Source organism: Chlamydiales bacterium, from assembly GCA_041395025.1.
Lineage (GTDB): Bacteria > Chlamydiota > Chlamydiia > Chlamydiales > JAAKFR01 > JAJACP01.
Map to the genome: position 1 here is coordinate 47,773 of JAWLBH010000001.1, position 25,896 is coordinate 73,668.

Annotated in this window: 24 protein-coding genes and 2 tRNA genes; 7 read left to right on the top strand and 19 right to left on the bottom strand. The window is 35.0% G+C overall.

Annotated elements, in window-relative coordinates; genetic code table 11:
• Position 1: 1 nt before the first annotated feature.
• The 3 genes from sctW to R3E91_00185 are packed head-to-tail and all read right to left on the bottom strand — an operon-like array spanning position 2 to position 4,346.
• Positions 2-1,135, bottom strand: coding sequence for a type III secretion system gatekeeper subunit SctW (sctW, locus tag R3E91_00175; GenBank protein ID MEZ5314623.1), 1,134 nt, complete (start codon positions 1,133-1,135; stop codon positions 2-4).
• A gap of 25 nt (positions 1,136-1,160) precedes the next feature.
• Complete coding sequence (gene sctV / locus R3E91_00180; protein ID MEZ5314624.1) at positions 1,161-3,293, bottom strand: type III secretion system export apparatus subunit SctV; 2,133 nt, start codon at positions 3,291-3,293, stop codon at positions 1,161-1,163.
• On the bottom strand, positions 3,294-4,346 hold the full coding sequence (locus R3E91_00185; GenBank protein MEZ5314625.1) for an EscU/YscU/HrcU family type III secretion system export apparatus switch protein: 1,053 nt from the start codon (positions 4,344-4,346) through the stop codon (positions 3,294-3,296).
• A 64-nt stretch (positions 4,347-4,410) separates the two neighbouring features.
• Between R3E91_00185 and ychF the strand changes: the two genes are divergently transcribed.
• A complete protein-coding gene (gene ychF, locus R3E91_00190) occupies positions 4,411-5,526 on the top strand; it encodes a redox-regulated ATPase YchF (GenBank protein ID MEZ5314626.1) in 1,116 nt (371 codons plus the stop codon).
• A gap of 154 nt (positions 5,527-5,680) precedes the next feature.
• Positions 5,681-6,433: a hypothetical protein gene (locus tag R3E91_00195; GenBank protein ID MEZ5314627.1), complete on the top strand. Its 753-nt coding sequence runs from the start codon at positions 5,681-5,683 to the stop codon at positions 6,431-6,433.
• Here R3E91_00195 and R3E91_00200 read toward each other — a convergent pair.
• The 8 genes from R3E91_00200 to R3E91_00235 form a co-directional block, all read right to left on the bottom strand.
• Positions 6,398-7,306 (bottom strand): bifunctional riboflavin kinase/FAD synthetase, encoded by a 909-nt coding sequence (locus R3E91_00200; GenBank protein ID MEZ5314628.1) that lies wholly within the window; start codon positions 7,304-7,306, stop codon positions 6,398-6,400. The genes R3E91_00195 and R3E91_00200 overlap by 36 nt on opposite strands.
• Positions 7,284-8,000 carry a tRNA pseudouridine(55) synthase TruB gene (gene truB / locus R3E91_00205; GenBank protein ID MEZ5314629.1) on the bottom strand — a complete coding sequence of 239 codons (717 nt, stop codon included), beginning with the start codon at positions 7,998-8,000 and terminating at the stop codon, positions 7,284-7,286. Before truB ends, R3E91_00200 begins: the two co-directional genes overlap by 23 nt.
• The gene (gene rbfA / locus R3E91_00210; protein ID MEZ5314630.1) at positions 7,997-8,362 is read right to left on the bottom strand and encodes a 30S ribosome-binding factor RbfA; all 366 of its coding nucleotides are present in this window, start codon (positions 8,360-8,362) and stop codon (positions 7,997-7,999) included. Before rbfA ends, truB begins: the two co-directional genes overlap by 4 nt.
• Complete coding sequence (infB, locus tag R3E91_00215; GenBank protein MEZ5314631.1) at positions 8,359-10,815, bottom strand: translation initiation factor IF-2; 2,457 nt, start codon at positions 10,813-10,815, stop codon at positions 8,359-8,361. The genes rbfA and infB overlap by 4 nt, the downstream gene beginning before the upstream one ends.
• A complete protein-coding gene (gene nusA, locus R3E91_00220) occupies positions 10,812-12,098 on the bottom strand; it encodes a transcription termination factor NusA (GenBank protein ID MEZ5314632.1) in 1,287 nt (428 codons plus the stop codon). Before nusA ends, infB begins: the two co-directional genes overlap by 4 nt.
• Before the next feature lie 179 nt (positions 12,099-12,277).
• A complete protein-coding gene (rpsA, locus tag R3E91_00225; GenBank protein MEZ5314633.1) occupies positions 12,278-14,002 on the bottom strand; it encodes a 30S ribosomal protein S1 in 1,725 nt (574 codons plus the stop codon).
• A gap of 251 nt (positions 14,003-14,253) precedes the next feature.
• Entirely contained in the window at positions 14,254-15,099 is an 846-nt protein-coding gene (locus R3E91_00230) for a hypothetical protein (protein MEZ5314634.1), read from the bottom strand.
• Positions 15,096-15,482, bottom strand: coding sequence for a DUF4019 domain-containing protein (locus R3E91_00235; protein MEZ5314635.1), 387 nt, complete (start codon positions 15,480-15,482; stop codon positions 15,096-15,098). The genes R3E91_00230 and R3E91_00235 overlap by 4 nt, the downstream gene beginning before the upstream one ends.
• A 162-nt stretch (positions 15,483-15,644) precedes the next feature.
• Between R3E91_00235 and R3E91_00240 the strand changes: the two genes are divergently transcribed.
• Positions 15,645-15,717 (top strand) — tRNA-Ala (locus R3E91_00240).
• A gap of 9 nt (positions 15,718-15,726) precedes the next feature.
• Positions 15,727-15,800 (top strand) — tRNA-Ile (locus R3E91_00245).
• 158 nt (positions 15,801-15,958) lie between these two features.
• Here R3E91_00245 and R3E91_00250 read toward each other — a convergent pair.
• Positions 15,959-16,540: a hypothetical protein gene (locus tag R3E91_00250; GenBank protein ID MEZ5314636.1), complete on the bottom strand. Its 582-nt coding sequence runs from the start codon at positions 16,538-16,540 to the stop codon at positions 15,959-15,961.
• A gap of 37 nt (positions 16,541-16,577) precedes the next feature.
• Between R3E91_00250 and R3E91_00255 the strand changes: the two genes are divergently transcribed.
• The gene (locus R3E91_00255; GenBank protein ID MEZ5314637.1) at positions 16,578-17,729 is read left to right on the top strand and encodes an HD domain-containing protein; all 1,152 of its coding nucleotides are present in this window, start codon (positions 16,578-16,580) and stop codon (positions 17,727-17,729) included.
• Here R3E91_00255 and R3E91_00260 read toward each other — a convergent pair.
• Positions 17,671-18,408, bottom strand: a complete 738-nt coding sequence (locus R3E91_00260; protein MEZ5314638.1) for an ABC transporter ATP-binding protein — start codon at positions 18,406-18,408, stop codon at positions 17,671-17,673. The two genes, R3E91_00255 and R3E91_00260, sit on opposite strands and share 59 nt — an antisense overlap.
• A gap of 223 nt (positions 18,409-18,631) precedes the next feature.
• Between R3E91_00260 and R3E91_00265 the strand changes: the two genes are divergently transcribed.
• Positions 18,632-20,020, top strand: a complete 1,389-nt coding sequence (locus tag R3E91_00265; protein ID MEZ5314639.1) for a hypothetical protein — start codon at positions 18,632-18,634, stop codon at positions 20,018-20,020.
• Between the two features lie 141 nt (positions 20,021-20,161).
• Here R3E91_00265 and R3E91_00270 read toward each other — a convergent pair whose 3' ends face one another.
• Positions 20,162-21,226 (bottom strand): DNA replication/repair protein RecF, encoded by a 1,065-nt coding sequence (locus R3E91_00270; GenBank protein ID MEZ5314640.1) that lies wholly within the window; start codon positions 21,224-21,226, stop codon positions 20,162-20,164.
• Entirely contained in the window at positions 21,226-22,326 is a 1,101-nt protein-coding gene (gene dnaN, locus R3E91_00275; GenBank protein MEZ5314641.1) for a DNA polymerase III subunit beta, read from the bottom strand. The genes R3E91_00270 and dnaN overlap by 1 nt, the downstream gene beginning before the upstream one ends.
• 48 nt (positions 22,327-22,374) lie before the next feature.
• On the opposite strand from dnaN, the gene smpB reads away from it, so the two are divergent.
• Positions 22,375-22,830 carry an SsrA-binding protein SmpB gene (gene smpB / locus R3E91_00280; GenBank protein ID MEZ5314642.1) on the top strand — a complete coding sequence of 152 codons (456 nt, stop codon included), beginning with the start codon at positions 22,375-22,377 and terminating at the stop codon, positions 22,828-22,830.
• Here the strand turns inward: smpB and R3E91_00285 are convergent.
• From R3E91_00285 to R3E91_00300, 4 genes are all read right to left on the bottom strand, one after another.
• Positions 22,811-23,662, bottom strand: a complete 852-nt coding sequence (locus R3E91_00285; protein ID MEZ5314643.1) for an FAD:protein FMN transferase — start codon at positions 23,660-23,662, stop codon at positions 22,811-22,813. The two genes, smpB and R3E91_00285, sit on opposite strands and share 20 nt — an antisense overlap.
• Before the next feature lie 8 nt (positions 23,663-23,670).
• Entirely contained in the window at positions 23,671-24,516 is an 846-nt protein-coding gene (gene folD / locus R3E91_00290) for a bifunctional methylenetetrahydrofolate dehydrogenase/methenyltetrahydrofolate cyclohydrolase FolD (protein ID MEZ5314644.1), read from the bottom strand.
• Positions 24,513-25,019 (bottom strand): rod shape-determining protein MreD, encoded by a 507-nt coding sequence (gene mreD / locus R3E91_00295; GenBank protein MEZ5314645.1) that lies wholly within the window; start codon positions 25,017-25,019, stop codon positions 24,513-24,515. Before mreD ends, folD begins: the two co-directional genes overlap by 4 nt.
• Before the next feature lie 135 nt (positions 25,020-25,154).
• Positions 25,155-25,760, bottom strand: coding sequence for a sugar transferase (locus R3E91_00300; protein MEZ5314646.1), 606 nt, complete (start codon positions 25,758-25,760; stop codon positions 25,155-25,157).
• Positions 25,761-25,896: the final 136 nt, after the last annotated feature.

Below are 25,896 nucleotides of genomic sequence, written 5' to 3' on the forward strand. Positions count from 1 at the left end.
GTTAATCCTCTTCTTCATGAATTTCTTCTTCTAGATTTTCAATTGCTTCTAAAATAATAAGAAGTAAATTTTGTCGATGTCTTAAAGATTTATAAAGACGTGGAGAGAGTTGCCGGATGCCATCACGGTATTGCATTAAAATAATAATTTTTTCTAGATCTTCAAGAGAACCAAATGCTTCTAGTTGTTTGAGAAGTTTAAGAACAGAAGGATAACGCTCTTCAACGAGCTTAATGAATTGTTGAGCGAGCACTTCAAAATTAAGAAGATTGTCCTTGTGAATCTCATAAGCCCCATATAATGAATTTATCAATTTCATACGTGATTTGAAAAAAAAATAGACCCAAAGTATTGATTGCAAATTGCGTGTGTCAGTCATTAAACGCATTAGCTCAGCTTGTTGAATAGAAGGTCCTTTAGATTTTAGGTCGTATACCAATCCTTTAAGCAAAAAAGCTACAACAAGTTTTAGTTGATCAAAGGAATAGTGATTTGAAAGTTCTGAAAATAAGGTATTGTGATCGCGTGGATTTCCAGTAATATCTCTATAGAGTTCTCTTAACTCGGTAGGGCTATTTCCAATGCCTTTTCGATGGAAAGATTTCGCTACTGTATCAATATTACGTCCCGCAATGATTTCACGTTCGTTTAATTTGTTTAGAAGCTCTCTTGCTAGGCGGACACTTGATTGAAGATCATTTTTTGTTTCTTGTTCCAGATATTTGAGTGCTTCATCAGCCAAAGTCACATCTGGAAATTTTTCCATCACATCATCGAGGATTTCTTCTGGAGTTTGACCATGTTTTAGAGTTTTTAGCAATGTCCTAAGGCGATCAGGAGGAAGTTCAGCATTACGCTGGTAGTAACTTTGAGCAAGATCTTCCTCAGATCTTTTTTTAACCTCGTTCACCCTCTCCATTTTTTCATGAGGTTCTTTTTTACGTGTTTCAAGGCGTTTAAACCTAGCGAGTCGACTTTGTTCTCTGTTAACTGCATCAGGATTAAAACCTTGTTCGATCTCTTCGATAAACATAGATTTGGCAGCTTCTTGGCGTATCTGTGCTTGACGTGCTTCTTTCTGTGTAGCACGTTGTTCAATAGCTGCAAGATTAATTGGTTGAATTGAATCAGGCACTGAGTTTTCCCCTCCAAAAAAAAAATTATTTTATTTGAATCCTACCTAACGGTTGAATTTGTATTTCAGGTAAAATCTCTTGATAGGAAATCACTGAAAGGTCAGGATATTCATTTTCAATGAGTTTTCTCACAAAACGACGTACATCAATTGCAGTGAGCAAAACAGGTGGTTGCCCTCCAGGTGGAGTGGGGGTGATGTTATTCCGTAACCCTTTTAGAATCATATTTACAGAATCAGGATCAAGAGCTAGATAAGACCCAGCTGATGTTTGTTTAATGGCCCCTCGAACCATTTCTTCTATTTCAGGATCTAATAAGTAAACAGATAGGTTTGATTGCCCTTGAGAGTATTTATAACTGATATATCTTTTTAAAGAAGCACGTACGTAATCAGTTAATAAAACTGTATCTTTTTCAGTTTGTGCCCACTCACTTAAAGCTTCCATAATAGTGCGTAAATCTTTAATTGAAATTTGTTCTTGAACAAGACGGCGAAAAATCTCTGTTAACTTCTGAATAGGGATTAAACGCGTGACTTCTTTAACAAGATCAGGAAAGGAACGTTCCATAAAATCTAGCATTGAACGAACTTCTTGAATCCCTAAAAAACTTTCCGCATTCTGTCTAAAAAAATAAGATAAATGGAGAATCACTACCTCAAGAGGAAGCCAAAATTTAATCCCTGCTTTATTCATGATCTCTTGATATTGCTTTTCTACCCAAAGTGTTGGTAAACCTAGTGCATTTTTATAAGAAATAAATGGAAGATTGTAGCGACGGAGATTTTCTTCGATTTCATTAGTTAAAAGATAATTTTCAGGAATTTTTCCTCGAATGACTAGGACCTCATTCAAAAAAATGGCATATTCATCTTTTTTAAGACTAGGCGAATTTGTACGTACATGGACTCCTGGAAATCGTATCCCTAAATCTTGGTAGAGGGCTTGACGCATTTGTGGAATTAGTGTTTCCACAAGATTGGGGTTTCCTTTTATTTTTTTTTCAATTAGATGAACAAGGTTCTCACCAACCTCTAAAATTACTGGGAGTATTAAAGCATATTCTTCTTGTCCACTCCCAACAATGGCATGTCCTTCTACATCTGTTTCAATCGTACTAGTAGCATTTGCACTGGCTTTTGCCTCTTGTTTCTTTTTTTTTCGCAAAATTGCAAATCCACTTGTTGCTAGGATAAAAGCAAGGATCGAAAAAGTCCAAAGAGGAAAACCTTTAAAAAAGCCTAGACCTAATGTAGCACCAGCTGAGATGAAAAGAGCACGTGGTTCTCGTAATAATTGTAGCGAAATCTCTCGTCCCATATTAGTATCTTGTCTGTCGCTAGAAACACGAGTGGTCACAAGACCAGCAGTCAGAGAGATCAAAAGAGAGGGCATTTGAGAAACAAGACCATCTCCAATCGAAAGAAGGGTATATATACGCGCAGCCTGAGCAAGGGTCATTCCATGGCTAGCCACTCCAATAATTAACCCCCCCACAATATTAATAAAGGCGATGACCATACCCGCAATGACATCTCCTTTGACAAACTTCATGGCTCCATCCATGGCTCCATATAGCTCACTTTCCTTCTGAATCATAGCACGTTTTTGACGAGCTTGATTGGAATCGATTGCTCCAGCACGCATATCAGCATCGATAGCCATTTGTTTACCCGGCATGCCATCTAAACGGAATCGAGCAGCCACTTCAGCAACTCTTTCTGCTCCTTTTGTAACAACAATAAACTGGACAATTGTAATAATTAAAAAAATGACAAATCCAACGACATAGTTACCTCCCACGACAAAATGACCAAAAGCTGAGATAATTTCTCCTGAATAGGCATGAAGCAAAATTTGTCGTGTTGAAGAGATGTTAACTCCTAATCTAAAGAGGGTAGTGACTAAAAGAAGTGCAGGAAACATTGAGAGATGGATAGCACTTGGGATGTAGAGTGCGACCATAAGCAAACCAACAGCTGCAGTTAAGTTTAGTGTAATTAAGAAGTCAATGATTGGAGGAGGAACAGGCAACACAATCATCACAATCACTGCGATGACCCATGCTGCTAGAATGAGATCGCTTGATTGGTTAATAGTAGAGATGGCAGCTTCTCCACTTAGAGTTCTTATGAAAAAATTCAATGCGCGTTTCATTTAACTTTCTTCTTCTACGTTTAAAGAGATTATGTAAAGGAGAATTTCCCCAACTGCTTCGTAAGTGGTTTCAGGAATCAATTTGTTCACATCACCTTCTTCAAGCAATTGGTGTGCCAAAGGCACATTTCTCATAATCGGAATTTGAAATTTCTCAGCAGCATTTATCATACTAATTGCATTCTTTTCTGTCCCTATCGCAATGATCCATGGGGCTCTATATTTTTTAGGTTCATATCCAATAGCAATAGCAACATCTTTTGGATTAGTAATGAGTGTCTTTGCTTTACGAATATTTGTCGTTTCATCATCATAGGCAATTTCGCGAGCTAGCTCTCTTCTCTTACTCTTGATTTCAGGGTTGCCATCTGTATCCTTAAATTCTTGTTTCACTTCAAATTTTTCCATCCTCATCTCTTTAGCAAAATTATATTGTTGGTAAACAAGATCTGCGACAGCGATCAATATAAAATAAATCCCAATCCAGATAGCTACTTTGTATATAATTTTTTTAAACACAATAAAAGAAAGCATGGGAGGGAGAGCAACTGTTGCAACTAGGTCACTGATGCTGTGACGGACAGCAAAAAAGATTAAAACTGCGGCTCCAAAAATTTTGAAAACTGATTTTATTAATTCAATCAAGGTTTTCATTTTAAATTTTTGCTTAATATTTTCGACTGGGTTAAATTTTTTCAGATTAGGTTTAAATACTTCAACTGCGAATGTTGGACCAATGATTAAAAAACTCACAACTAATCCAACAGTTGCTACGATAATTGCAATAGGAAGTGAAGCTTTCAGAATGACATAAACCATTTCTTTAAGATAAAAAGATGCGCTTAACTCAAGGTCTGTTGAAGGAGCAGCTTTAAAAATTTGAAGCATATATCCTCCAATCTGATGATAGAGAAAGCGGCTAAGGTAGAAGGTAATGCCTAGTGCTGTAACAAATGTCAGTGCAGATGGAAAATCTTGAGATTTTGCAACCTGACCTTTTTTACGCGCGTCTTTTAATTTTTTAGGGGTTGCCTTTTCGGTTTTTTCAGCCATATCTTAATTACTATAGAAGATGCTATCTTTCCAGAAAACCTCTTCTAACTTATACTTGTTTCTTATGGTAGAAGAGTTTGTCTTAAATTCAGGATTGTCCTGTGGATTTGTTGGTCTTCCAAACGTGGGGAAGACTACGCTTTTTAATGCATTAACCTCTGCAGGAGCCCCTTCATTAAACTATCCTTTTTGTACTATAGATCCAAATGTAGGAATTGTCGATCTCATTGACCCTAGAATTGAAATCTTATCGCATCTTTCAAATAGTCAAAAGATGATTTATGCTTCAATGCGATTTGTGGACATTGCTGGTCTTATCAAAGGAGCAGCAAAAGGGGAGGGTTTAGGGAATCAATTTCTTGCGCATATTCGTGAAACCGATGCAATTATTCAAGTCGTAAGATGTTTTGAAGATGAAGATATCACCCATGTGGGGGGGAGAATTCATCCCCTAGAAGATATTGAAACAATTAATATCGAACTCATTCTTGCTGATCTACAGACTATCCAAAAAATTTTACAAAAATTAGAGAAACGGTTAAAGGGAAATAAAGACTCAATTGCTTTGCTTGATGTCCTCCAGAAAACTCGAGATCACCTTGATCAAGGCTGTCCTGTTCGCAATATAAACTTGTCTCTTGAAGAGCATCTTTTGCTAAAACCCTATCTTTTTTTAACTCAAAAAAAAATCATATATGCCGCCAATGTTGCTGAGAATGATTTACCCTCTATGGATAATAAATATGTTAATGAACTGTCTCATTATGCAGCTAAGGAGAGGAATGCTGTTATTCCGATATGCGCTAAAATTGAGTCTGAGATTTCAGAGTTGCCTGAGAAAGAACGGCAAGAGTTTTTAATTTCTCTTGGACTTAAAGAGACTGGTTTAAATCGTTTGATTCGTACTGCTTTTGATACCTTAGGGTTTATTACTTATCTTACAACTGGAGAAAAAGAGACAAGAGCATGGACAATTCATAAAGGGACAAATGCTGCGGAAGCTGCTGGGAAAATCCATACTGATCTCGAAAAAGGATTTATTCGGGCTGAAGTTATTTCCTTTGATGACATGGTCAAATATAAAGGAAGACGAGGGGTTCGTGAGGCGGGTAAGGTTCGTTATGAAGGACGTCATTATATTGTTCAAGATGGAGATGTTATTCTTTTTCTCCATAAATAATTTCTAATACATGTTTTATGTTATCATAATTAGGGTAAGTCAAATAATCTAATATTTAGTTTTCTATTATTACAAATTCAAAAATCTTATATTCAAATTGCCTATTTTTTTTGATTTATGTTATCTCTACGGTAGGGAAGTCATAAGAGGTTTTATGCAGATCATTCGAGGAATTGTCATAACCACTGGGTTATTTTTTCTGCTTCTTGGGGTTCTATTAATGTCAGGAATGTCTAATGCCCCAGGTATCTGGTTAAATAATTATCTGATTGGTGCCACAATCAGCGCTTATGCGATTTCAATCCTTTGGGTAGCTGTGACAGAAACCTATAAGGCTTTTATTGGTGGGGGAATTTCAATCATGATTGCTTTAGGAGGGGGTGGACTGTCCTTACTTCATCTATCTACTGAAACAAGAGGCATGATGTATTTAGGAGAATTGTGTCTTTATACAGCGATTCTTTTTATTTGGTTTTTCTTTTTAGGATTGAAATTTTCTAAAAAATCAACACATTCTCTTCCTTCAACTACACGTTGGTTATTTGGTCTTATGTTTACTGTTGTACTCATTGAAGGACTTTATCTGATTGTGCCTATTCCAGGTCGTTTTCCATGGTTACTTAGCCAAGAATTTTCTATTTTTTATGGTTGGATCCTCATGGGTAGCTCTCTATTTTTTGGATGGAGTTTTATTCAATCTAGTTGGGACAATGGGTATCCTCTGCTGTATAGTTTAATTGTATATAATATGCTTTTAATTGGCCCTTTACTCAGTCTTTTGAAAAGCTCTTTTCAGGTAACAGTGATTCCATTTTATCTTTGGTTTTCCATTATTGTTATCATTGGAAGTGGAATTTGGGCAATTTTTGAATTAATTAATCGCTTTTTCAGCATAAAGAAGAGTTAGTTTCACATCATCTTTGATTTGATTTTTTAGTGCTTCAATAGAATTAAAATGTATCTCTTTACGTAAAAATTTAATAAAATAAACTTCAATTTCTTTACCGTAGAGCTCTGCTTGTTGATGAATGAGATGAACCTCCAAAATTGGAGAACGGTTAGTATGAAGCGTAGGAGCGCATCCTAGATTCGCTACTCCTAGATATTTTTTTCTAAAAATCTCAACTTGTACAATATAGACTCCAAAAGGGGGAAGACATAAATTGTCGATTTTCAAGTTCATCGTGGGGAAACCAAGAAGAGAACCTTTTTGTTGACCAGGTTCAACAGTCGCTCGTATGGAATAAGGTCTGCCGAGCAGAGTTTCAACATCTTGAAAAGCTCCTTGTGTGACTAATTTTCGTAATCGACTACTTGAAACTATTTCATTAAAAATAACAACTGGTTCAAGATATTTAAGATGAAAGTTCATCTCAAGAGCTAGTTTACTTAAACACTTTTTATTCCCTTTTCTTTCATTTCCAATTGCTGCATCGTGCCCTAAAATCAGATCTGAAAAAGGCACATTTTTTTTTAAATCAGAAAGAAAATCTTTTGGAGATTGTTTAGAAAATGGTTTCGTAAACGAGACTAGGATAGTTGTATCTACTCCATGAATTTCAAGTAAATGTAAACGATGAGAGATTGTTGTTATAGGCAAACATTGCTGTTTTCTCACTACTTCAAAAGGAGGGTTTAAAAAAGAAAAGACGACTTTCTGTCCTTTTAGATTTGATAAGATTGCCTGATGGCCAAGATGTACTCCATCAAAGTTACCAATGGTGATCGATATGACCTGATTAACTGGCTTGAAATCTTCAAGCCGATAGATAGTCTTCATGTGCTTTTAAGTACGAGGTGATATCAAAGTCAGTTTTATCCAATAAAATACCATCAATGCATTCTTCGATTGAAAAAGAGCCACTACGAATACGTTTGAGTTTAGATAAATGAGCTCCACAACCTAGTCTATCTCCTAATTCATGAGCAATACTACGGATATATGTGCCTTTAGAACAGATGATACCAATAGATAGATGGGGATAGGTATAAGAAAGAAAAGAAGTATGAATTTTGACAATTGTAGGTTGACGTTGAATTTCTTCTCCCTTACGCGCAAGTTCATAGAGTTTTTTTCCTCCAATTTTTTTTGCGGAATACATGGGAGGAATTTGCTCAATCTCTCCTTGAAAATAGTTCAACACATTTTTACATTGATCTAAAGAGGGAATTTTTTTAGAACGAGCCACAATTTTTCCATCGCAATCATAAGTATCTGTACTCACTCCAAGAGAAATCTCAGCTAAATATTCTTTATTTTGCAGCAGTAGTTTATCAGAAAGACGGGTATAATCTCGACCAATTAACATGACCATGACACCCGTTGCAAAAGGATCCAGTGTACCCGCATGACCAATTTTACGAATCCCTGTAAGACGTCTTAACGCTTGAATCAAACTAAAAGAAGTTCTACCTTGGGGTTTATCTATTAGTAGAATGCCTTTTATAAGAGTGGTAGATTCATTGTTGTTCATTGTTTACGAATCTTACGTTCATTCTCTATTTCAGACATTAATCGGCCAATTCGGATCTCTTGGTTAATTGATTTATCTAAAATAAATTTGAGTTTTGGAAAATATCGCATGTTTACTTGTTGAGAAGCATGGATACCAATAAAGCCTGATGCTGATTGTAATATTTTGATGCCTTCATTTTGAACTGATGTTTCTCCAATAATACTTACGAATACTTTAGCTTGATGTAAATCTTTAGCCACATCCACATAAGTTATAGAGACAAGAGAAGACAGATGGGGATTTTTTACCTTTTCACGAATGACATCTGAAATCACCTCTTTAAGCAAAGAATTGATTTTTTGGATTCTTCTACTACTCATAGATCTTGAGTTTGATAAATAACCTCATAGGCTTCAATGATATCGTTAACTTGAATATCATCAAACCCTTCTAAAAGAAGACCGCATTCAAACCCTTTTTTTACCTCTTTAGCATCTTCTTTTTCTCGTCTAATTGAAGCAATATTGCCTTTCCATACTTCCTTAGAGTCACGGAGCACCCGTGCTTTGTTTTTTCGATTCACAATGCCATCTATTACTAAACACCCTGCAATCAATCCAAGTTGAGATGATTTAAAAATCGCTTTTACATGAGCACTTCCAGTTGTTTTTTCTTCAGCAATTTTGTCAAGTAAACCGCGCATTAACCCTTCAACTTCCTGAATTGCATGATAAATGACATCAAGCATACGGATAGTAACCCCTAATCTTTTAATTAACGGCTCAGCATGACTTTCAATCGCCGTATGAAATCCAATAATAATAGCATTTGAAGCTGCTGCTAGTTGAACATCGGATTCTGAAATTTCTCCAACAGCCATAAAAATGATATTAGTTTTAACTTTTTCTGATTCTATTTTATCAATAGAGTTTTTTAATGCTTCTACTGATCCTTGAACATCAGCACGTAAGATGAGCTTTAAGATTTTTTTGCTTCCTTTATCTTGCTGCAAAAACTTCTCAAGACTGGGCAACTTTCTTTGTTGAAGAACAGATTGTTGATGACCTGCTTTGCGGCTTTCAACAATATTTTTTGCTTCTTTTTCATTTTTTACAACGATAAAGGGATGACCAGCCGAAGGAAGACCTGAAAGCCCTGTAATTTCAACAGGTGTGGAAGGAAAGGCATGTTGAAGAGATTGACCATGTTCATCATGCATTGTTTTAACACGTCCCCAATCGTGTTCAAATACAAGAGCATCTCCGTAGTGAAGCGTACCATTTTGTACAAGTAATGTAGCAACATTACCCATGCCTTTATGAAGTTCAGATTCTAAAACTGTTCCTCTGGCACGAGTATCTGGATTTGCTCTTAGTTCCAAAACTTCTGCTTGAAGTGCTAACATTTCAAGAAGCTCTGGAATCCCTTCTCCTGTAACAGCTGAGGTTTTTATAGTGATCGTTGTTCCACCCCAAGCTTCGGGAAGAAGTTCAATTTCTGAAAGTTCACGATAAACATTCTCAAGGTTAAAATTGGATTTATCAGATTTATTGATTGCAACAACAATCGTGACTCCGGCTGCTTTAGCATGTTGAATAGCTTCCATAGTCTGTTCGCGTAATCCTTCATCTCCAGCAACTACTAGTACTACAATATCAGTAACTTCTGCTCCTCGTGCACGCATAGCAGAAAAAGCTTCATGCCCTGGTGTATCAAGAATAGTGAGATTTCCAGTAGATGTTTTACAACAAAAGGCACCAATATGTTGAGTAATTGCACCCGCTTCACTGGCGACCATATTGCTTTTTTGAATTGCATCAATCAAGCTTGTTTTTCCATGGTCCACATGTCCCATAAAAGCAACAACTGGGGGGCGAATTTTGATTTTTTCTGGATCTGTTTTCTCTATTTCTTCTCGAATCGATTCAGCAGTAACCTGTATCCGTTCAGCTTCAGATTTGTCGATTGAAATTGCACATCCAAACTCTTCTCCGATATATTGAACAATCGTTTCGTCTTCAAGCAGATCGTTCAAAGTATAAGTTATTCCGTGTAAAAAAAGTTTTTGAATTAACTCAGAGGCTTTTAATTTCATTTCTGCAGCTAGTTCCTTAAGTTTTATTGGAAGACGGATTTTAAGCTCTGTTGGTCGAATGGTTTCTTGTTCTTCTAACCGCACCGATTGTTTAACAGAATGTTTTTTTCTCCAGTATCCTTCATCGCCTTCGCTTAGCCCTTTTCTATCACGAGCATCGAATGATTTGATTTGCTGACGCTTAATAGGTTTTAGATCTTTAAAATCTCTAACTTTTTTCCCTTTTTTTAAGATTTTCTGAGAATCTTCTTCATTTTTTTCTTTCTTGTTTTCGTCTGTTTCTATTTTCGATTCACTTTTATCTTTTTTGACTTGTACTTGATTTTTGTGATCTTCTGGAATTTCTTTTTTTAGAGGAAGAAGATCTTTAACATGCCGTCCTGTTGGACCAAGTCTTTCAATTTGAAAATCTTGTACAGGCTTTTCTTCAGGTGGCTGTTGTGTATCTTCTAGTTTACTTTCGTAGTTTTCTTTAGAAAGATGAGAAAGTGTTTCAATATTTTCTTCTTTGACAAATGCAGATTTTGACTTAGCTCGAATACGACGAGGCTTAGCTCCTTCATTTTCTAAAGGGGTTTCTAAAATTACATCTTTAGAAGGGCTTTCTTTTTTTGAGGTATCTTTTTCTTTTTTACCCTGTTTTTTTTCTGAAAGCTTTGTTTTAAACTTTTCTAGTCCAACTGCCTTGGCAAGTTGAGTGTTTTTAATTTTGATTTTTAGGTTTTTAGCCAATATCATTCACCTCGTTTCTTCGGGCCTCGTTTGCTCACTTCTTCTAATATTTTATACGCCATTTCAAAACTAATTGCTGGAACAGCAACTAGTTCACTCACACTAGCTGAAAGGACTTTGCGTATTGTGTCAAAACCTGCTTGCACTAAATTTTCTACGATTAACTTATTGATTCCTTCTATTACTAAAGGCTTATCTAGATTAGGATTGTCACTTTCTGATAACTGGAGTCTTTGAATTTCCAGAAGCTTGTTATATTCGCTCATTCTTTGGACTTCGAGCTCATATCCGATTAATTTACCAGTAAGACGTGCATTCATACCGCGTTTCCCAATCACTGCAGCATAGTCTGAGTCATCTACAATAATAGCAATAACATTTTCTTCCTCATTTACACCAATTTTTCGAATTTCAATTGGTGAAAGAATATTTTGTAGAAGATCAACAGGGTCAGAACTATAGGGAATAATATCAATTTTCTCGTTATTTAACTCACGAATCACATTTTTTACACGGTTACCACGCATACCTACACATGCACCTACGGGATCCACTTTTTGATCTGTTGAGCGAACAGTTAATTTAGTGCGATAACCCGCATCACGGACAATTTTTTCGATTATAATTGTACCATCTTCTAACTCAGGTACTTCCTGTCTAAAAAGTTGATTAACAAACTCAGGATGGCTACGTGATAAAATGACTTCAGCCCCCCCATTTTCAAGATCTTGTACTTCATAAAGAAGAGCATAAATCCGATCACCAATTCTATATTTCTCAGTTTTTGGATAATTACGGGCTGGAAGAAGCGCCTCAACTTTTCCTAAATCAACAATTAGGTTGGCACCTCTTGCAAACCGTTTTGCAACACCTGAAATGATTTCATTAACTCGATATCGATACTCTTGATAGATGACATCTCTTTCGGCTCCGCGCAATTTCTGGGAGATAATCTGACGAGCTGTTTGTGCTGCAATTCGACCGAAATTTTCAGGAGTGACTGGAACATCAATAAATTGCCCAAGTTGACAGTCGGGATCTAGTCCCTGTGCAGTATTTAAAGAAATTTCTTTTGCTGAATGCTCAACATGGTTAACAATTTCTTTTTCACAAAATACCTCAACATCTCCAGATTTAGAATTAATTTGCACAGAAACATTTGCTTCTTCTTTAATACTTTTACGAGCAGCAGCTTTAAGCGCTGTTTCAATAGCAGTAATTACTACATCGCGTTTAATTCCTTTTTCGCGTTCCATATATTCAAAAATGGCTATGAGATCTTTATTCATCTAACTTTATAACTCAATTTTAAAACTTAAAAATATACTATGAGCATTTATTATGAAGGCATTTATTAGCTTCTTGATTGCTTCTTAGGAGCCAAAATAAAGGCAAACATCAAATTATCCTAAAAATTGCTTGTTTTTGATCACTAGACTAAACAGGTTATTAGGATTTAGCTTAAAATTCATCCTCTCTCTTTTGTTCTTTTAGAATATTTTTTACTTTGACCAATCACAATATCATCATGATTAACTTGGTTATGTTCAATAAGATACTCTTTAACAGAGAGAGAGACTTTTTTATGCTCAGGATCTAGCTTTACAACTTTAGAAGTGATTTCATCTCCTATGGAAATGATATCTTCCACCTTTCCAAAAGCTTTATCAGAAAGTTCAGTCACATGGATCAAACCTTCAATCCCATTTTCAAACTCAACAAAAGCACCAAAGGCAGTGATTTTTGTAATCTTTCCTTTTACAATAGTATTTACAGGAATTGTCTTTTCTATTTCTTCCCAGGGATTTTGAGTGAGTTGCTTGACACCTAATGTAATTTTCTTACTTTCTTCATCAACAGATAGAATGACGGCCTTCACAAGATCGCCTTTTTTAAATAGCTCAGATGGATGTGAAACTTTTTTAATCCAACTCATATCTGAAATATGAATTAATCCTTCAATGCCTTTCTCTAGTTCTACAAAAGCTCCATAGTTTGTAAGACTTTTTACCTCAACAGTTACCTGAGCACCCAAAGGATACTTTTGATTGATATCATTCCAGGGATTATGTTCAGTTTGTTTAATACCTAGAGATATTTTGCCTTCATCTTTTTGAATAGAAAGTACAATAGCCTTGACTTCTTCTCCTTTTTTAACCACTTCATTCGGATCAGTCACATTTTTTGTCCAAGACATTTCAGTCACATGGATCAAACCTTCAATCCCTGGTTCAATTTCAACAAAAGCTCCATATGGGAGAAGTTTGACAACTTTTCCTTGAACATGCTTTCCTGGTGGATATTTCTTTTCAATGTCATCCCAAGGATTATCTTCTTTTTGCTTTAAACCAAGCGCAACACGTCCTTTATCTTTGTCAATACTAAGAATGATGACCTCTAGCTCTTCTCCAAGGCTAACCATATCAGAAGGGTGTTTAATGCGTTTCCAGGCCATATCAGTGATATGTAATAGTCCATCAATACCTTCTAGATCGAGAAAAACTCCGAAATCAGTAATATTTTTGACTACACCCGTACGTACATCATTGACTTGAATCTCTTCAAGTAACTCTGCTTTTTTTGAGATTCTTTCTGCTTCAAGCAGTTCTCGACGAGATACAACAACATTTTTGCGCTCAATATTGATTTTGAGTATCTTAAATTCACATGTTTTTCCGAGGTAGTCGTAAAGATTTTTAATACGTTTATTGTCAATCTGTGAGCCAGGTAGGAATGCTTCCATTCCAATGTCTACCATAAGACCACCTTTGACTTTACGAATAATCTTACCTTTAACAATAGAACCTTCTTCACAATGTTTGATAATATATTCCCACTGACGTTGACGAGCTGCTTTCTCTCTTGAAAGCACAATTTGTCCATTTTCATCCTCAGTACGATCAAGATAAACTTCAATGCTGTTTCCTAAAGCTAGTTCATTTGGTTCAGCAAACTCAGCAACAGGAATCAGTCCCTCTGATTTAAGACCTACATCAACAACAACATAATCTTTACCAACCTCAACAATAGTGCCAGTAAGAATAGTCCCCGGAGCCATTTTTTCTGTTTGATCTTCTGCTTCAGACTGTATGCCATCAAGAATTTTTTTAAAAGTTTCAGCATCAGAATCTTTGTAGTCAATATCATCCAGAATATTTTTTGCTGACCAAGTATAATTTGCATGTTTTGTCATCTAAATTTTTCTCCAAAATCCAAATACATAAAGGAGGTGAGTTTAAAGATGCTTATGAAAAAAGGCAATAGACACTTTTGATCTCGTAGACTTTTTAATTATTTTTTTAATCATATAAATTCAAAATAATCACAACAAAAAACTAATAAAAATACTCATGTTTGTCATATTAAAATAGAGTTATTTTGAATTTTAATAATAGAACTGATTTTTTTATTTCTGTGTTCAATATTATTAATATTTTGTCAAATTTATAGATTCAATATCATACGAGCATCTGAAGCGAGTTTAGAATCTCTCTTGTTGAGCCATATTAACAGTTTATCTATCGATTTTTTAACATCATAGTCTTCGGTCATTTGATTGAATTGACCAACATCAAAAAACATCGCTTTGCCTTTGAAAAAGCCAATATTTTTATCGATGTCTGTACAGTTATTGACTAATCCTTTAGCTATTTGTTTATTAAGCAATGACGAGAGACTAATAAAAGCATTTTGTATTTGTTGAGTTTTTCTTTCTTTTAACAGTTCATCTAGATAGGGATAAATTTGCTTGCCTCGCCTTTGGACCACAAAAGCATAATGGTCGATTGGGATAGAAATTGACCGTTTAAGATTATCATAAAGAGTTAGGTTTTGTTTAAGATAAGTTGTTTTATTTAAATGAAGATAGATGATTTGACATTCTTCTTTAAGGTATTCATAGGCGAGTTTACAACTCATACAAAAGTTGTTCTGGCTGAGTGCTTTTTCTTTGATATTTTGACTTTGTATTGCTGCTAAATCTTTAGGTAAAGGGAATATTTTTTGAATTGGTTCAAGAGAGTAGCGAGAAAAACGAAAAAATTTAAGAATATACTGCTGATCCTCACTTACAAAAATAAAAGCATGAGAACCCTTCCCTAGGTAATTGAATGTTTGAGAGAGAAGCCTACGAATTTCCACAGGTGAAAGCGTGGTTTCCACTTCCCAGTCTGGATTGAAAGAGAAAGGAATGCGGATTTTATTCACTGAAAATCCATCTGAAAGATACCAAAATCCGACCCCAAATAGAAGGGAAACTATTATGAAAAAAAAAGACAGACGTCTGATCATTGATACTCTTCAATCCGGTAAGAGATGACTTTCCAAATTTTAAGACGACTTTCAATCATTAGAGTAATTGTTTCGACTTGATAAGGCTTTTTAGAAAAATTTGTATTGTATTTTAGTATCATAAAGTTACCATGCATTTCTCCTGGCAATTGAGTCACTGTGTCATGAGAAGAAATTTTTCGAGAATTCACTACCCCGTAACCTAAACGTGTTTCGCGCATTGCAGCTGCCCATTGTTTTTGAGTCGTGATACTATGTACAATTTGGCTAGCTTCAAGCCAAGAAGCCATATATTGCTGCTGATCAATGAGATTGATCCAGTAGATCGCCTGAGCATTTGCAGAAGAAAACGTGTCTGTTGTTTTTTCTTTTGCTTCTTTCACAAAATTGTTAGGAGAAGAGAACGCGAGAAAAGGGGAATATAGAAAAAGTAAGAGGATAAAAATCATTTTTATTTGCTTAAAAAATTGTTATTTCGTTATTTTTTGCTACCTTTTAAGTTAAATAGAAGAAACTAGAAGAAGGCAAGTAGATTTTTATCTTATGGGGGCTTAGCTCAATTGGTAGAGCATCTGATTTGCATTCAGAAGGTCAGGAGTTCGACTCTCCTAGCCTCCAATTGAAAAAGCGGTTATAGCTCAGTTGGTTAGAGCGCGACACTGATAATGTCGAGGTCCCAAGTTCAAGTCTTGGTAACCGCAATCACTTTCTTGTTCGTTTCCTTTAAAAACTTTCTTAAAGAAATTCCAAGAATCCTCTATTGAAAATTTTCATTGAGATACTAAAAATTCCTTAGATGTAAAGAGTAGGATGAAGAGGCGAGCTCTTTCACCTTTCACAAAAGCGAATTTAACATGACCTATTTTTTTTTCATTATTTCTATTTTAGCTTCTTTTAACATTTCTAATGTTTGATCTATCTGTTTGCTATGTGTTACATTGTTTTTATTCTGCTCTTTAGCACATTTATAGGTTGTTTCCATTTCACTTAGTAATTTAGTTTTGTATTCTTTAGCCCACTCTTTTTTAAAAATGATTTCAGTGATAAAAGGTAACCATTCCTCTTTTTTCCTAAAAGCAATTTTGTAATCTTCAAATTTGTTAAAAATCAATCGGACAAGTTCTTTTTTTTCTTCATTTTTTTTCTTTGCTTTCTTAATAGAGTAGATAATAAGAGGAATACTAAGAAGAATTCCTATAGAGCCAGGCAAAAAACCTCGAAGGACAATATCATGGAGGACATTGACTCCCGGTAGGTAAAAACAAAGAGAAGAGCTAACAATCACAATTAATGCGCTAATAACTAGCAGTGATGCAGTTGCAATGGAACATCCTGTTTGTTTAGAAGTTTTTCTAAAAGCTATATGCTTATCAAGAAGATCTTTATGCTTATCAAGAAGGTCTTTTTTATCTTCTTGATAACTTATAGAAGTCAGAGTCATTGCATCCTATTCTTTTTAGGAATAGGATAGGAGAGTCATGCAGTACTCTTTTAAAATTTGTGATCCTATTCATGGGTTGATTCGATTTAATTCTCTAGAGCAAAGAGTGATCAATTCGCGTCCATTTCAACGACTACGATATATTCGTCAAATGGGAGTGGCTTATTTAGTTTATCCTGGGGCGAATCATACGCGCTTCGAACATTCTCTTGGAGTGATGGAACTCGCAACAAAGATATATAACATGATTTCTCAAAATTTTCCAAAAGAAAACATTGAGTACTGGAGGCAAATTGTCCGTTTAGCAGCTCTTTGTCATGATATGGGACACCTTCCATTTTCTCATACAGCTGAGAAGATCTTCTTGCCACATGGGGGTCATGAAAAGATGACTCATAAAATTATCTGCAGTCAAGAAATGCATCTTATTTGGCAAGATTTAGGATCAGAAGCTGAAAATGATATAGTTAAATTAGCAATTAGTGAATCTGGACTACAGCTCTCTTCTTTTGAGAAATTATTATCTCAGATTATTACAGAAGATAATTTTGGTGCAGATCGGATTGATTATCTGATTCGGGATGCATATTACACAGGTGTTGGTTATCGATTTGATTCTCACCACTTGATCGATACACTACGTATGCTAACTATTAAAAATTCTTTTTTTCTCGGCGTAACCATTGGGGGTATCCAATCAGTTGAATCGCTTTGGATTGCTCGCTATATGATGTATTCTCGAGTCTATCAGCATCCAAAATCACGTGCTTATACATGCCATATGATGCGTTTCATGGAACAACATTATGAGAAGAATCTTCCTTATTTGGAACAGACGGATTTTGTTCTTTTAACACGTCTTGTAGAGATGGCAAAAAGAGGAAATTATGATGCACAAGTCCTTCTAAAGATGGAACCTGCCTATGAAGCCGTTCCCTGTAATCACATTCCAGATCTCTCCCAGTTTGGGAAAAATGTCATTGTTGATATATCTCAATTAAAGAAAGAACAGAGAGAATTTCCTGTTTTAGATGAAGAAGGAAATATTATTTCATCTAAAAAAGCCTCTCATTTTCTACATGCGATTCCGATTGGAGAAAAACCTATGCAGATTTATGTGCATCCTGCCTTTAAAAAGGATTTAAAAGAAGTTCTCGAATCTTCTCAATCATTTGATTTGAAGCAATAGGATCGCTTTTTAATTGAGATGTCAGAGGAAAATTGCCTGAAATAGATCCTTCAGAAAGAATAAGAATGCGATCTGCAAGAGTCATTGCATCACGGAAATCATGAGTGACCATGAGAATTGTTTTTTTATATTGTTCCCGAATGTCTTGGATAAGTTTATAGAGTTGCTCTCGAATCACTAGATCCAGAGAAGCAAAAGGTTCATCAAGCAACATAAGGGGTCGGTTACCAATTAATGCACGGGCTAATGCAACTCTTTGACGCATTCCTCCAGACAGAGTATTAGGATAATGGTCAGAATATTTTTCTAGTCCAACACGTTTCAGCAGAGTATGAGCTTCATTTAAATATACTTCTTTTGCTTGTTTCTGATTCTTTCCAAGCTCGGTAGTCAGAAGTAGATTTTGAAGGACAGTGCGCCAAGGAAGCAATAGATCTTCCTGTCTCATATATGTTGTCATTAAACCTCCGTTTTGAGAGGCTAGTTTTCCTCCAATTTTAATTTGACCTTGTATTGGTTGAGTCAATCCTGTAATTAAACGAAAAAGTGTGGTCTTACCTGAACCAGAAATTCCAATTAGAGCTACAATTTCTTCCTGAGGGACAACAAATGAAATATTTTTCAAAACAGGATTTGCGTCATAAGCAAAGCTCATTGACTCGACTTCAAGCATAAACATAGAAAAACATTTTCCACAAAACATCATTGTGAGGCAATAGAATTGTCTAAAATATATTAAGATTTTATAAATAATAGTTTTAAAAAATTAATTTTTTAAAACTATTATTACAAATAATTATTATCTATCTAATTTTTAATTATAAAGTATATTCCATCTTAATCTAATATTAATATTTTTTAATTAAAATAGTATTATCTATGAATTTTAATATGCTATTAATATGGAAGCAAAAATTAATTCTCCATTTCAATATACAACAGATGAGAGTATTGTTTATTCATCCCAAAAATCTCATTTGGAAAAAAAAGAAACCATTATAGCTCATAAAGTTTTCTCCGAATCAGAGAGAAGTGTTCAAGAAAGTTCCCATCCAATACAGATAAATAATAGGACAACAAATCTCCCGACAAGATGCCTGAATTTTTTTAAAGATGAAGGGTATATGTCATTCATTGTCGATCTTTTTGGAATTTCTACCCAATCTTTGGATTTAATTGGAAACGTAGCAGCAGGGTATGCTCCTTACTTAAGTATTGCAAGCTCTCCATTTTACCTTTACCATGCTTTGAAAAATTCAAAGGAACGCTTTCAACTAATGTGGAGGGCTGCAAAAACAGCGCAAATTTCTGACGCTGTTTTTCTATTTGGACAAGGTATTGACTCGACTGGAACTGCAATTAGTGATGTTACAAAACCTTTTGCGAATGGGTTTTATTTAGCAGGCTTAACTTCACAACACCTAGTTTTAGGAATATGTTTTACCCTGATCCTTCCGATTATTTTGATCGTTTTTGGTACCATTGGGGGGATTTGTAAAGGATGGTCGATGATTCGCACTCAGAAAGTATTAAGACAATTTAATGATATATCCAAACTAGAAGATAGTTCATTCGAAGCATTGAATAAAGTACTAGGACATCTTCTTGGCGAAGATTTAGTCAAAAAAGATCTTAAAAAGACTAATCTTTCTTTAACTCTATTCAACGAAAATCATTTTACCAATACTGACCGTAGAAAGGTAATTCAAGATCGTATTTGTGAATTAAAAAAGAAAGAAATTCATTTCTTTAAGACAAACAAGTCATTTTCCCCATCAATCAAAAAGGATATTCAACCATCGGATGAAGAGGATTTGAATGACCTAACTGATTTTCAATCCATTGGGATGTTTTTAGACGAATACGAAACTTCATTAGAAAATTTAAATAAAGATATCAATCCTTTAGATAATGGGAACTTTCAAGAAGTGAAAGAAAGCATTAAAAAATTAAAAGAGTTTAGAAAGGAAATTACTGCTGAAAGAAAGGAAATTATTGGACTTACACGAAGTGAAATGCATAGAAAAATCTGCTATCATGCCCTTTTTATTCTTATGGCACTTATGACCCTAACAGCTGGTATTTTACTCATTCAAAATCAATATGCTAATATCGGAAGGATTCTAAACATTACGACGAGCACTCTAAGTATTGGTTATGTCATTTTTGAAAAAACTGTCTCTCAAAAATCTTTTTATAAGATAGATTCTTATTTACATAAGCCTATAAAAACACAGAGGATGACAATAGATAGATTGGGTTTGAATTCATCTGATGTTTTAATAGCGTAAGCTAGGTCGCGTCTTGCTAATATATTTTGATTTTTATTTTCATCTTTGATGATCCAAATCACTTTAGGAAAGTTTTAGATTGACCTAACGCGATTTTTACCAAGCCGGCCTCCTTTCTATCAATCAAAGTTTTTTATCGGATTAATTTATAAAAATCCCATTTTTGACTCGAATGCAGTGGGCATCTAAAGGAAGAGTGTCGATTTTTTTTGGTGAAGTCACAAAAACTTGACCAAGTTGTTTAAGTTTTTGATAAAGTGAATTTTCACGATTAGAGTCGAGGGAAATTCCTAATTCATCAATACATAAAATAGGTGTTTCTCCTGTAATTGTTTTTAATCTTGCCCATTCAGCAAGTCTTAGGCTTGTAGCGCATGAACGTGCTTCTCCATCACTTGAAAAAAAACGTGCTTCCTGTCCCGATATCTGGATAAGTAGATCATCACGATGAGGACCAATTAATGTACTACCTTGTTCTATTTCCCTTAGCCGATAATGGGGATACTGTTGAATAAAATAATTTCTTAATTGATCGATTTCTTCATGATACGGAGGGTTTGTTTGATAGGCAAGAGAGATAGGAGGAATCTCTCTTTTTAAGGATTGTTCTTCTTCTAGTTCTTTGATTGTTTTTAGTCGTTGAGAAATCAGATAAGCTGCCGATTCGGCCATTTGTGCCTCCCAAATCTCCATTGTCTCTCTCTTTTTGCTTCGGAGGAGAAAATTACGTTGTTTCATTGCACGTGTATAGCGACTTAAATAGTGAAAATAGAGGGGGTTTTGGGAGGCAATTTGCATATCAAGAAATTGCCGGCGAATCGCAGGACCACCTCTCACCAGTTCATAGTCTTGAGGAGAAATGACCACACCATTTAAGATACCCAGAAGAGAACTCAAAGAGGGAAGAGAGGCAGCATTATGAATAAGAGATCGGCCCTGATGATTGAAATTTAATTTTAGAATCTGCTCAACTCCGTTTTTTTCAAAAAGTGCTTCAAGATAGAAAGAAGATTTTTTAAATTGAATCAATTCACGCATATGATGGGTACGAAAAGAACGGCCATGAATAAGAAGATAGATAGCTTCAAGGAGATTTGTTTTCCCTTGTCCATTTTCTCCATAAATCACATTTAAACCAGGAGAGAAATGAATAAGTGCTTCTTGATAGTTACGGAAAGTACGTAAATAGAGGGATTTTAATTTCATTAATCATCATTGAGCCGCATCGGCATAATGATAAATAGACTATTACTCGAATCTGTAATAATGCCAGGATTATAAGAATCAGAAATTCCAAGGTTAACAGTTTCATCTTTACTATGGCGCAAAATATCAAGGAAATAAAATGGGTTGAAGGCAATTTCGATCTTCTCTCCTTGGTAATTTACAGGCATGCTGACCTTTCCTTCTCCAACCTCAGCACAATTTGCAGTTAAAACTAATTCACCTGGAAGAAATGTAAACCGAACTGAATAAGAAGAACTATTCGTAAATAAAGAGATTTGACGTAGAAGGGTGATTAGCTCCTCACGATGAAGCATCATGCTTATCTCACTTTGCGAGATAATGACTTGCTCAAAATTAGGATACTCTCCTGAAAGGAGTTTTGTGACCAATAGTGTATTGCCTGATTCAATCGCAGTTTTATCATCAGTCAAATAAATTGTTACTTTTTCATCATTACCAAGAATTTTCATCATCTCATCAACTGCTTTTAAAGGAAGAATAAATTCTCCTGAGAAATCAGGAGGGGTAGGAACTGAAATCTTAGTTTTAGCTAGTCGCTTTCCATCAGTCCCCACAAAAATTGCTTCCCCATTTCTAATCCGCATCAAGACCCCTGTCAAAACATAACGATTATCCTCTTTTGAGACTGCAAAAGCAGTACGGTAAAAGACTTCTTTAAGCTCTATGCTAGGAAGAGTAAACTGCGTGGCTGCTTTAAGATCAGGAAGAGCAGGGTAATCTTCTTGGTTCATGGTATTAAGACGAAAACGAGATGATCCTGCTTTAATTTCAGCCATTTCACTATCTGCCGCCATTAACTCAATATTCGGATCCGTTAATTCTCGAATCAGTTGAAAAAATCGCTTTGAGGGAATCGATAGGGAACCAGTTTTATAAATTTTTGCGGGAATTGAGCAACGTATTCCAACAGTTAAATCCGTACCAGTAAGAACAAGTTGGTCATTTTTAACTTCAAGTAAGAAATGAGAAAGGATAGGAATAGGGGCATTCTGTGGGACTACATTTTGAATTTTTCGAATTAAGTCACTTAGTTCATTTCTTGAAATTGAGAATTGCATGTTATATTCTCCCTTTAAACGTTCATCATGCTATCATATTTGGTTATTATGGGACAACGCGAGTTAGTACTAAACAAACGAGCTTATCATGATTATGAAATTTATGACACTTATGAAGCAGGAATGATTCTAGAGGGGACTGAGGTCAAATCTATTCGAAATCATGGGGGCAATTTAGCTGAAGCTTATGTTAAGATTTATGGTGAAGAATTGTGGTTGATTGGCGCTTCTATTGCTCCATATCGCTATGGAGGTGTCTATAACCACGAAGAACGTCGAGATCGGAAACTCTTGATGCATAAGCAAGAGATTATGAAGTTGAAAAAAACTGTTCAGACAAAAGGAGTCACAATTATTCCTATTTCTCTCTATTTTAAATCTGGAAGACTAAAAATTAAAATTGGTCTTGCTCGTGGAAAAAAGCACCATGATAAAAGAAGGACAATCATTGAAAGAGAAAAAAAGCGAGAGATGGATCGATCGATTAAAAGAGCCAAATTTTAAGATTTTTTGATTTTGCCCATAAGTATGCTTCTTCTTCTGAAGAAAAAAGCATTAAAGCTGTTGCAACTGCATCAGCTTCACAACAGGTTTTCATGACGACACTCGCACTTTCAATCGATCCTTCTGTTAAAGGAAGGGTGGTTTTTGGATCAATAATATGAGTGTATGTTTTACCTTCTATTGTCCATTTTTGAAAATAATTCCCACTAGTCGCAATTGCTTCTTCATTGAGCTCGACGATCTCACCACCAAAGATTGCGACTCTCCAAGGGCGTTGTTGAGGATGTTGACCCGTCACTCGAATTTCACCTCCCCATTCAACAAAAAGATTTTGAAAACCTGCATCCTGTAAACGTTCAATGAGTAAATCAACAGCGTAACCTTTCGCAATCCCTCCTAAATCCAGAAGAGTTTCGCAATGTTCCTTCCAAAAACAGTTACCTTCTAAATGGATTGTCTTCCATCCAATGAAATTTTGTTCAGATTGGAGGTGTTTTTTAAAAAGATCTTCCTTTATTGATCCAATTGTTGGATCAAATCGCCCTTCAGTTAGTTCAACAATCTGCTCCACAAGCTGTAAAAAATTGGCTAGTTCAGGAGAAAGCCAATATTTTTCATTTGCAGAAAGACAATTGAGTTGTGAGACTTCAGATTGAGGATTCCAATTATTGTAGATTTTATCGATTTCAGAAAAAGTGGATGTTATAATTTCTTTAACAAGTAAAAGATCAGGGTTTGGATCTCCAATTTGCACAGTGTAGGTCATTGTCATAGCGATGCCATTGAGATGTTGGGGAGCAGAACAGGGGGTTGCACATCCAGTGATAAGCAAAAATAAGCTTAACAAGAGGCTTGAAGATAAGCGAGTAGCGTATTGTAAAGAAGCATGGCAACAGTCATAGGGCCAACTCCTTTTGGTACTGGAGTAATTGCTTTGCATTTTTTCTCTACATTTTCAAAATCCACATCCCCTACAAGAGATCCTTCTTCGTGATTAATGCCGACATCAATGATGATGGCTCCTTCTTTAATCATATCTGCTTTAACAAATCTTGGAATTCCAACAGCTACAATTAAGATATCTGCTTGTTGAGTAAAAAATATCAGGTTAGGAGTATAGCTATGTACAACAGTAACAGTAGCATTGTATCCTGGAGCATTCTGCATTAAAAGGGCAGCTAGTGGCTTACCTACAATTGTACTCCTTCCTATAATTACGACATGTTTTTTTTCAATAGAGATCTTGTAATAATCTAAAAGATATTTAATCCCAAGAGGAGTACAAGGAATAAATCCTTGTTTCCTTCCTGAAATCATTTTACCTAAATTAGTAGGATGAAGACCATCAACATCTTTTAATGGATCTACGGTTTCTAGAATACGTATTGGGTCGATATGTCTTGGGAGAGGAAGTTGTATTAAAATGCCATGAATATCTAACGTTTGATTTAATTGGTTTACAATTGCTATCACTTCCTGTTCAGTAATTGTGTCAGGAAGATGGTGAAGAAAAAAATGGATCCCAACTTTTTGACAGGCTAAATGCTTCATTTTGACATATGTTTTTGAGTTAGGGTTATTTCCAATAAGGAGTACGGCAAGTCCTGGAGGATGCCCCAATCTTTCAATGTCTTGCTTAATTTTTTTTTCGATCTCCTCAGCAACTATTTTTCCTAATAATATCATCTCATTCTCCTTTGCTGAATGAATTTACGAAAATAATTGGTTATTTGAAAGAAAAGCGAGATTCCATATGCATAGGTAGCATCTATGAATGGCATAATAATAATGTCAGTTAAAAACCATTTAAAAGTAAGAGTAGTCGTTTTAGTAAAAAACAAAAAAAGAATATATGAAGTTATAGTCGATAGGATCGAAAAAAACAGAGTCATGAGGGGAATAGTCGATTGTTTGTCTTCAAAAAAGTTTTGTTTTTGACCATATAGGATCCAAGAAATTATAAAATAATTCAAAGCATTTAATCCAAAATAAGGTGTAGCAGAAAAAATATCGATAATTGTTCCACATCCGATCGCTCGCCATAAGAGAGCAAATCGAGTGTATCGATAAAAAGCAATGACTAGATAAGGAGCAAAATAGCTCAAATGAAATCCTGGAAAAAAAATGATTCCAACAAGAGCAAGGATGAAGACAAAGCGATTATTGATTTGATAGGCATTGGGTGTCATTTTTGCAAACCATGTGATTAGTGAGATTGAGTGTTTAGGTTGATTTAGGATTTTATGAAGAAAGAGTTATTTTTCCATTTTTAAATCTTTTAGGAAAGAGATCTATCTTCCATTCAGTTCTTTGCAAATCTCAACTTAATAACCATTTTGAAGAAAGAGCATTTGATAAATTGTTTTAAAGATAATCTTTAAATCAAATACAAATGAAGATTTCTCTATATAGCTTTCTTCTAGTAAAACCCTTTGGTGAAAAATAAGCTTATTCCTTCCTGAAGTTTGCCAAAGTCCTGTAAGTCCAGGCTTCATTGATAAAATTTTTTCTGCTTTTTCCTTATAATATTTGTTGACTTCTTTTTGAGTAATAGGTCGAGGACCCACTATACTTAGTTGACCTAAAAATACATCAAAAAGTTGAGGAAGTTCATCAAGGGATGTTTTTCTTAAAAACTTTCCAATAGATGTAATTCGAGGATCATTTTTTAATTTGCGATAAGTTTCCCATTCTTGTCTTAAAATAGGAGATTTATCAAGAATTTGTTCGAGTGTAAGATCAGCATTAAAATGCATTGTACGAAATTTTCTACATCGAATAGGTTGACCATCTTTTCCAACTCTTTGACATGAGTAAAAAATAGGACCCGGAGAAGTCATCATGATTAAAAAACCAATAATCACCCCTAAAGGGAAAAAAAATAGAGTCGCACCTAAACTAAATAGAATGTCAAAGATACGTTTGCTCATAGTTTAGAAAAAAGACCGCTTTTTATTTCAATGATTAAGAGATATTTTTCCACTCTGCAGTACAAACAGAATATTTTTTAGGACAAATTTATTATTTTTTTTTTTTTTGCAAAAGTACTAATTTAAAAGTATGAAT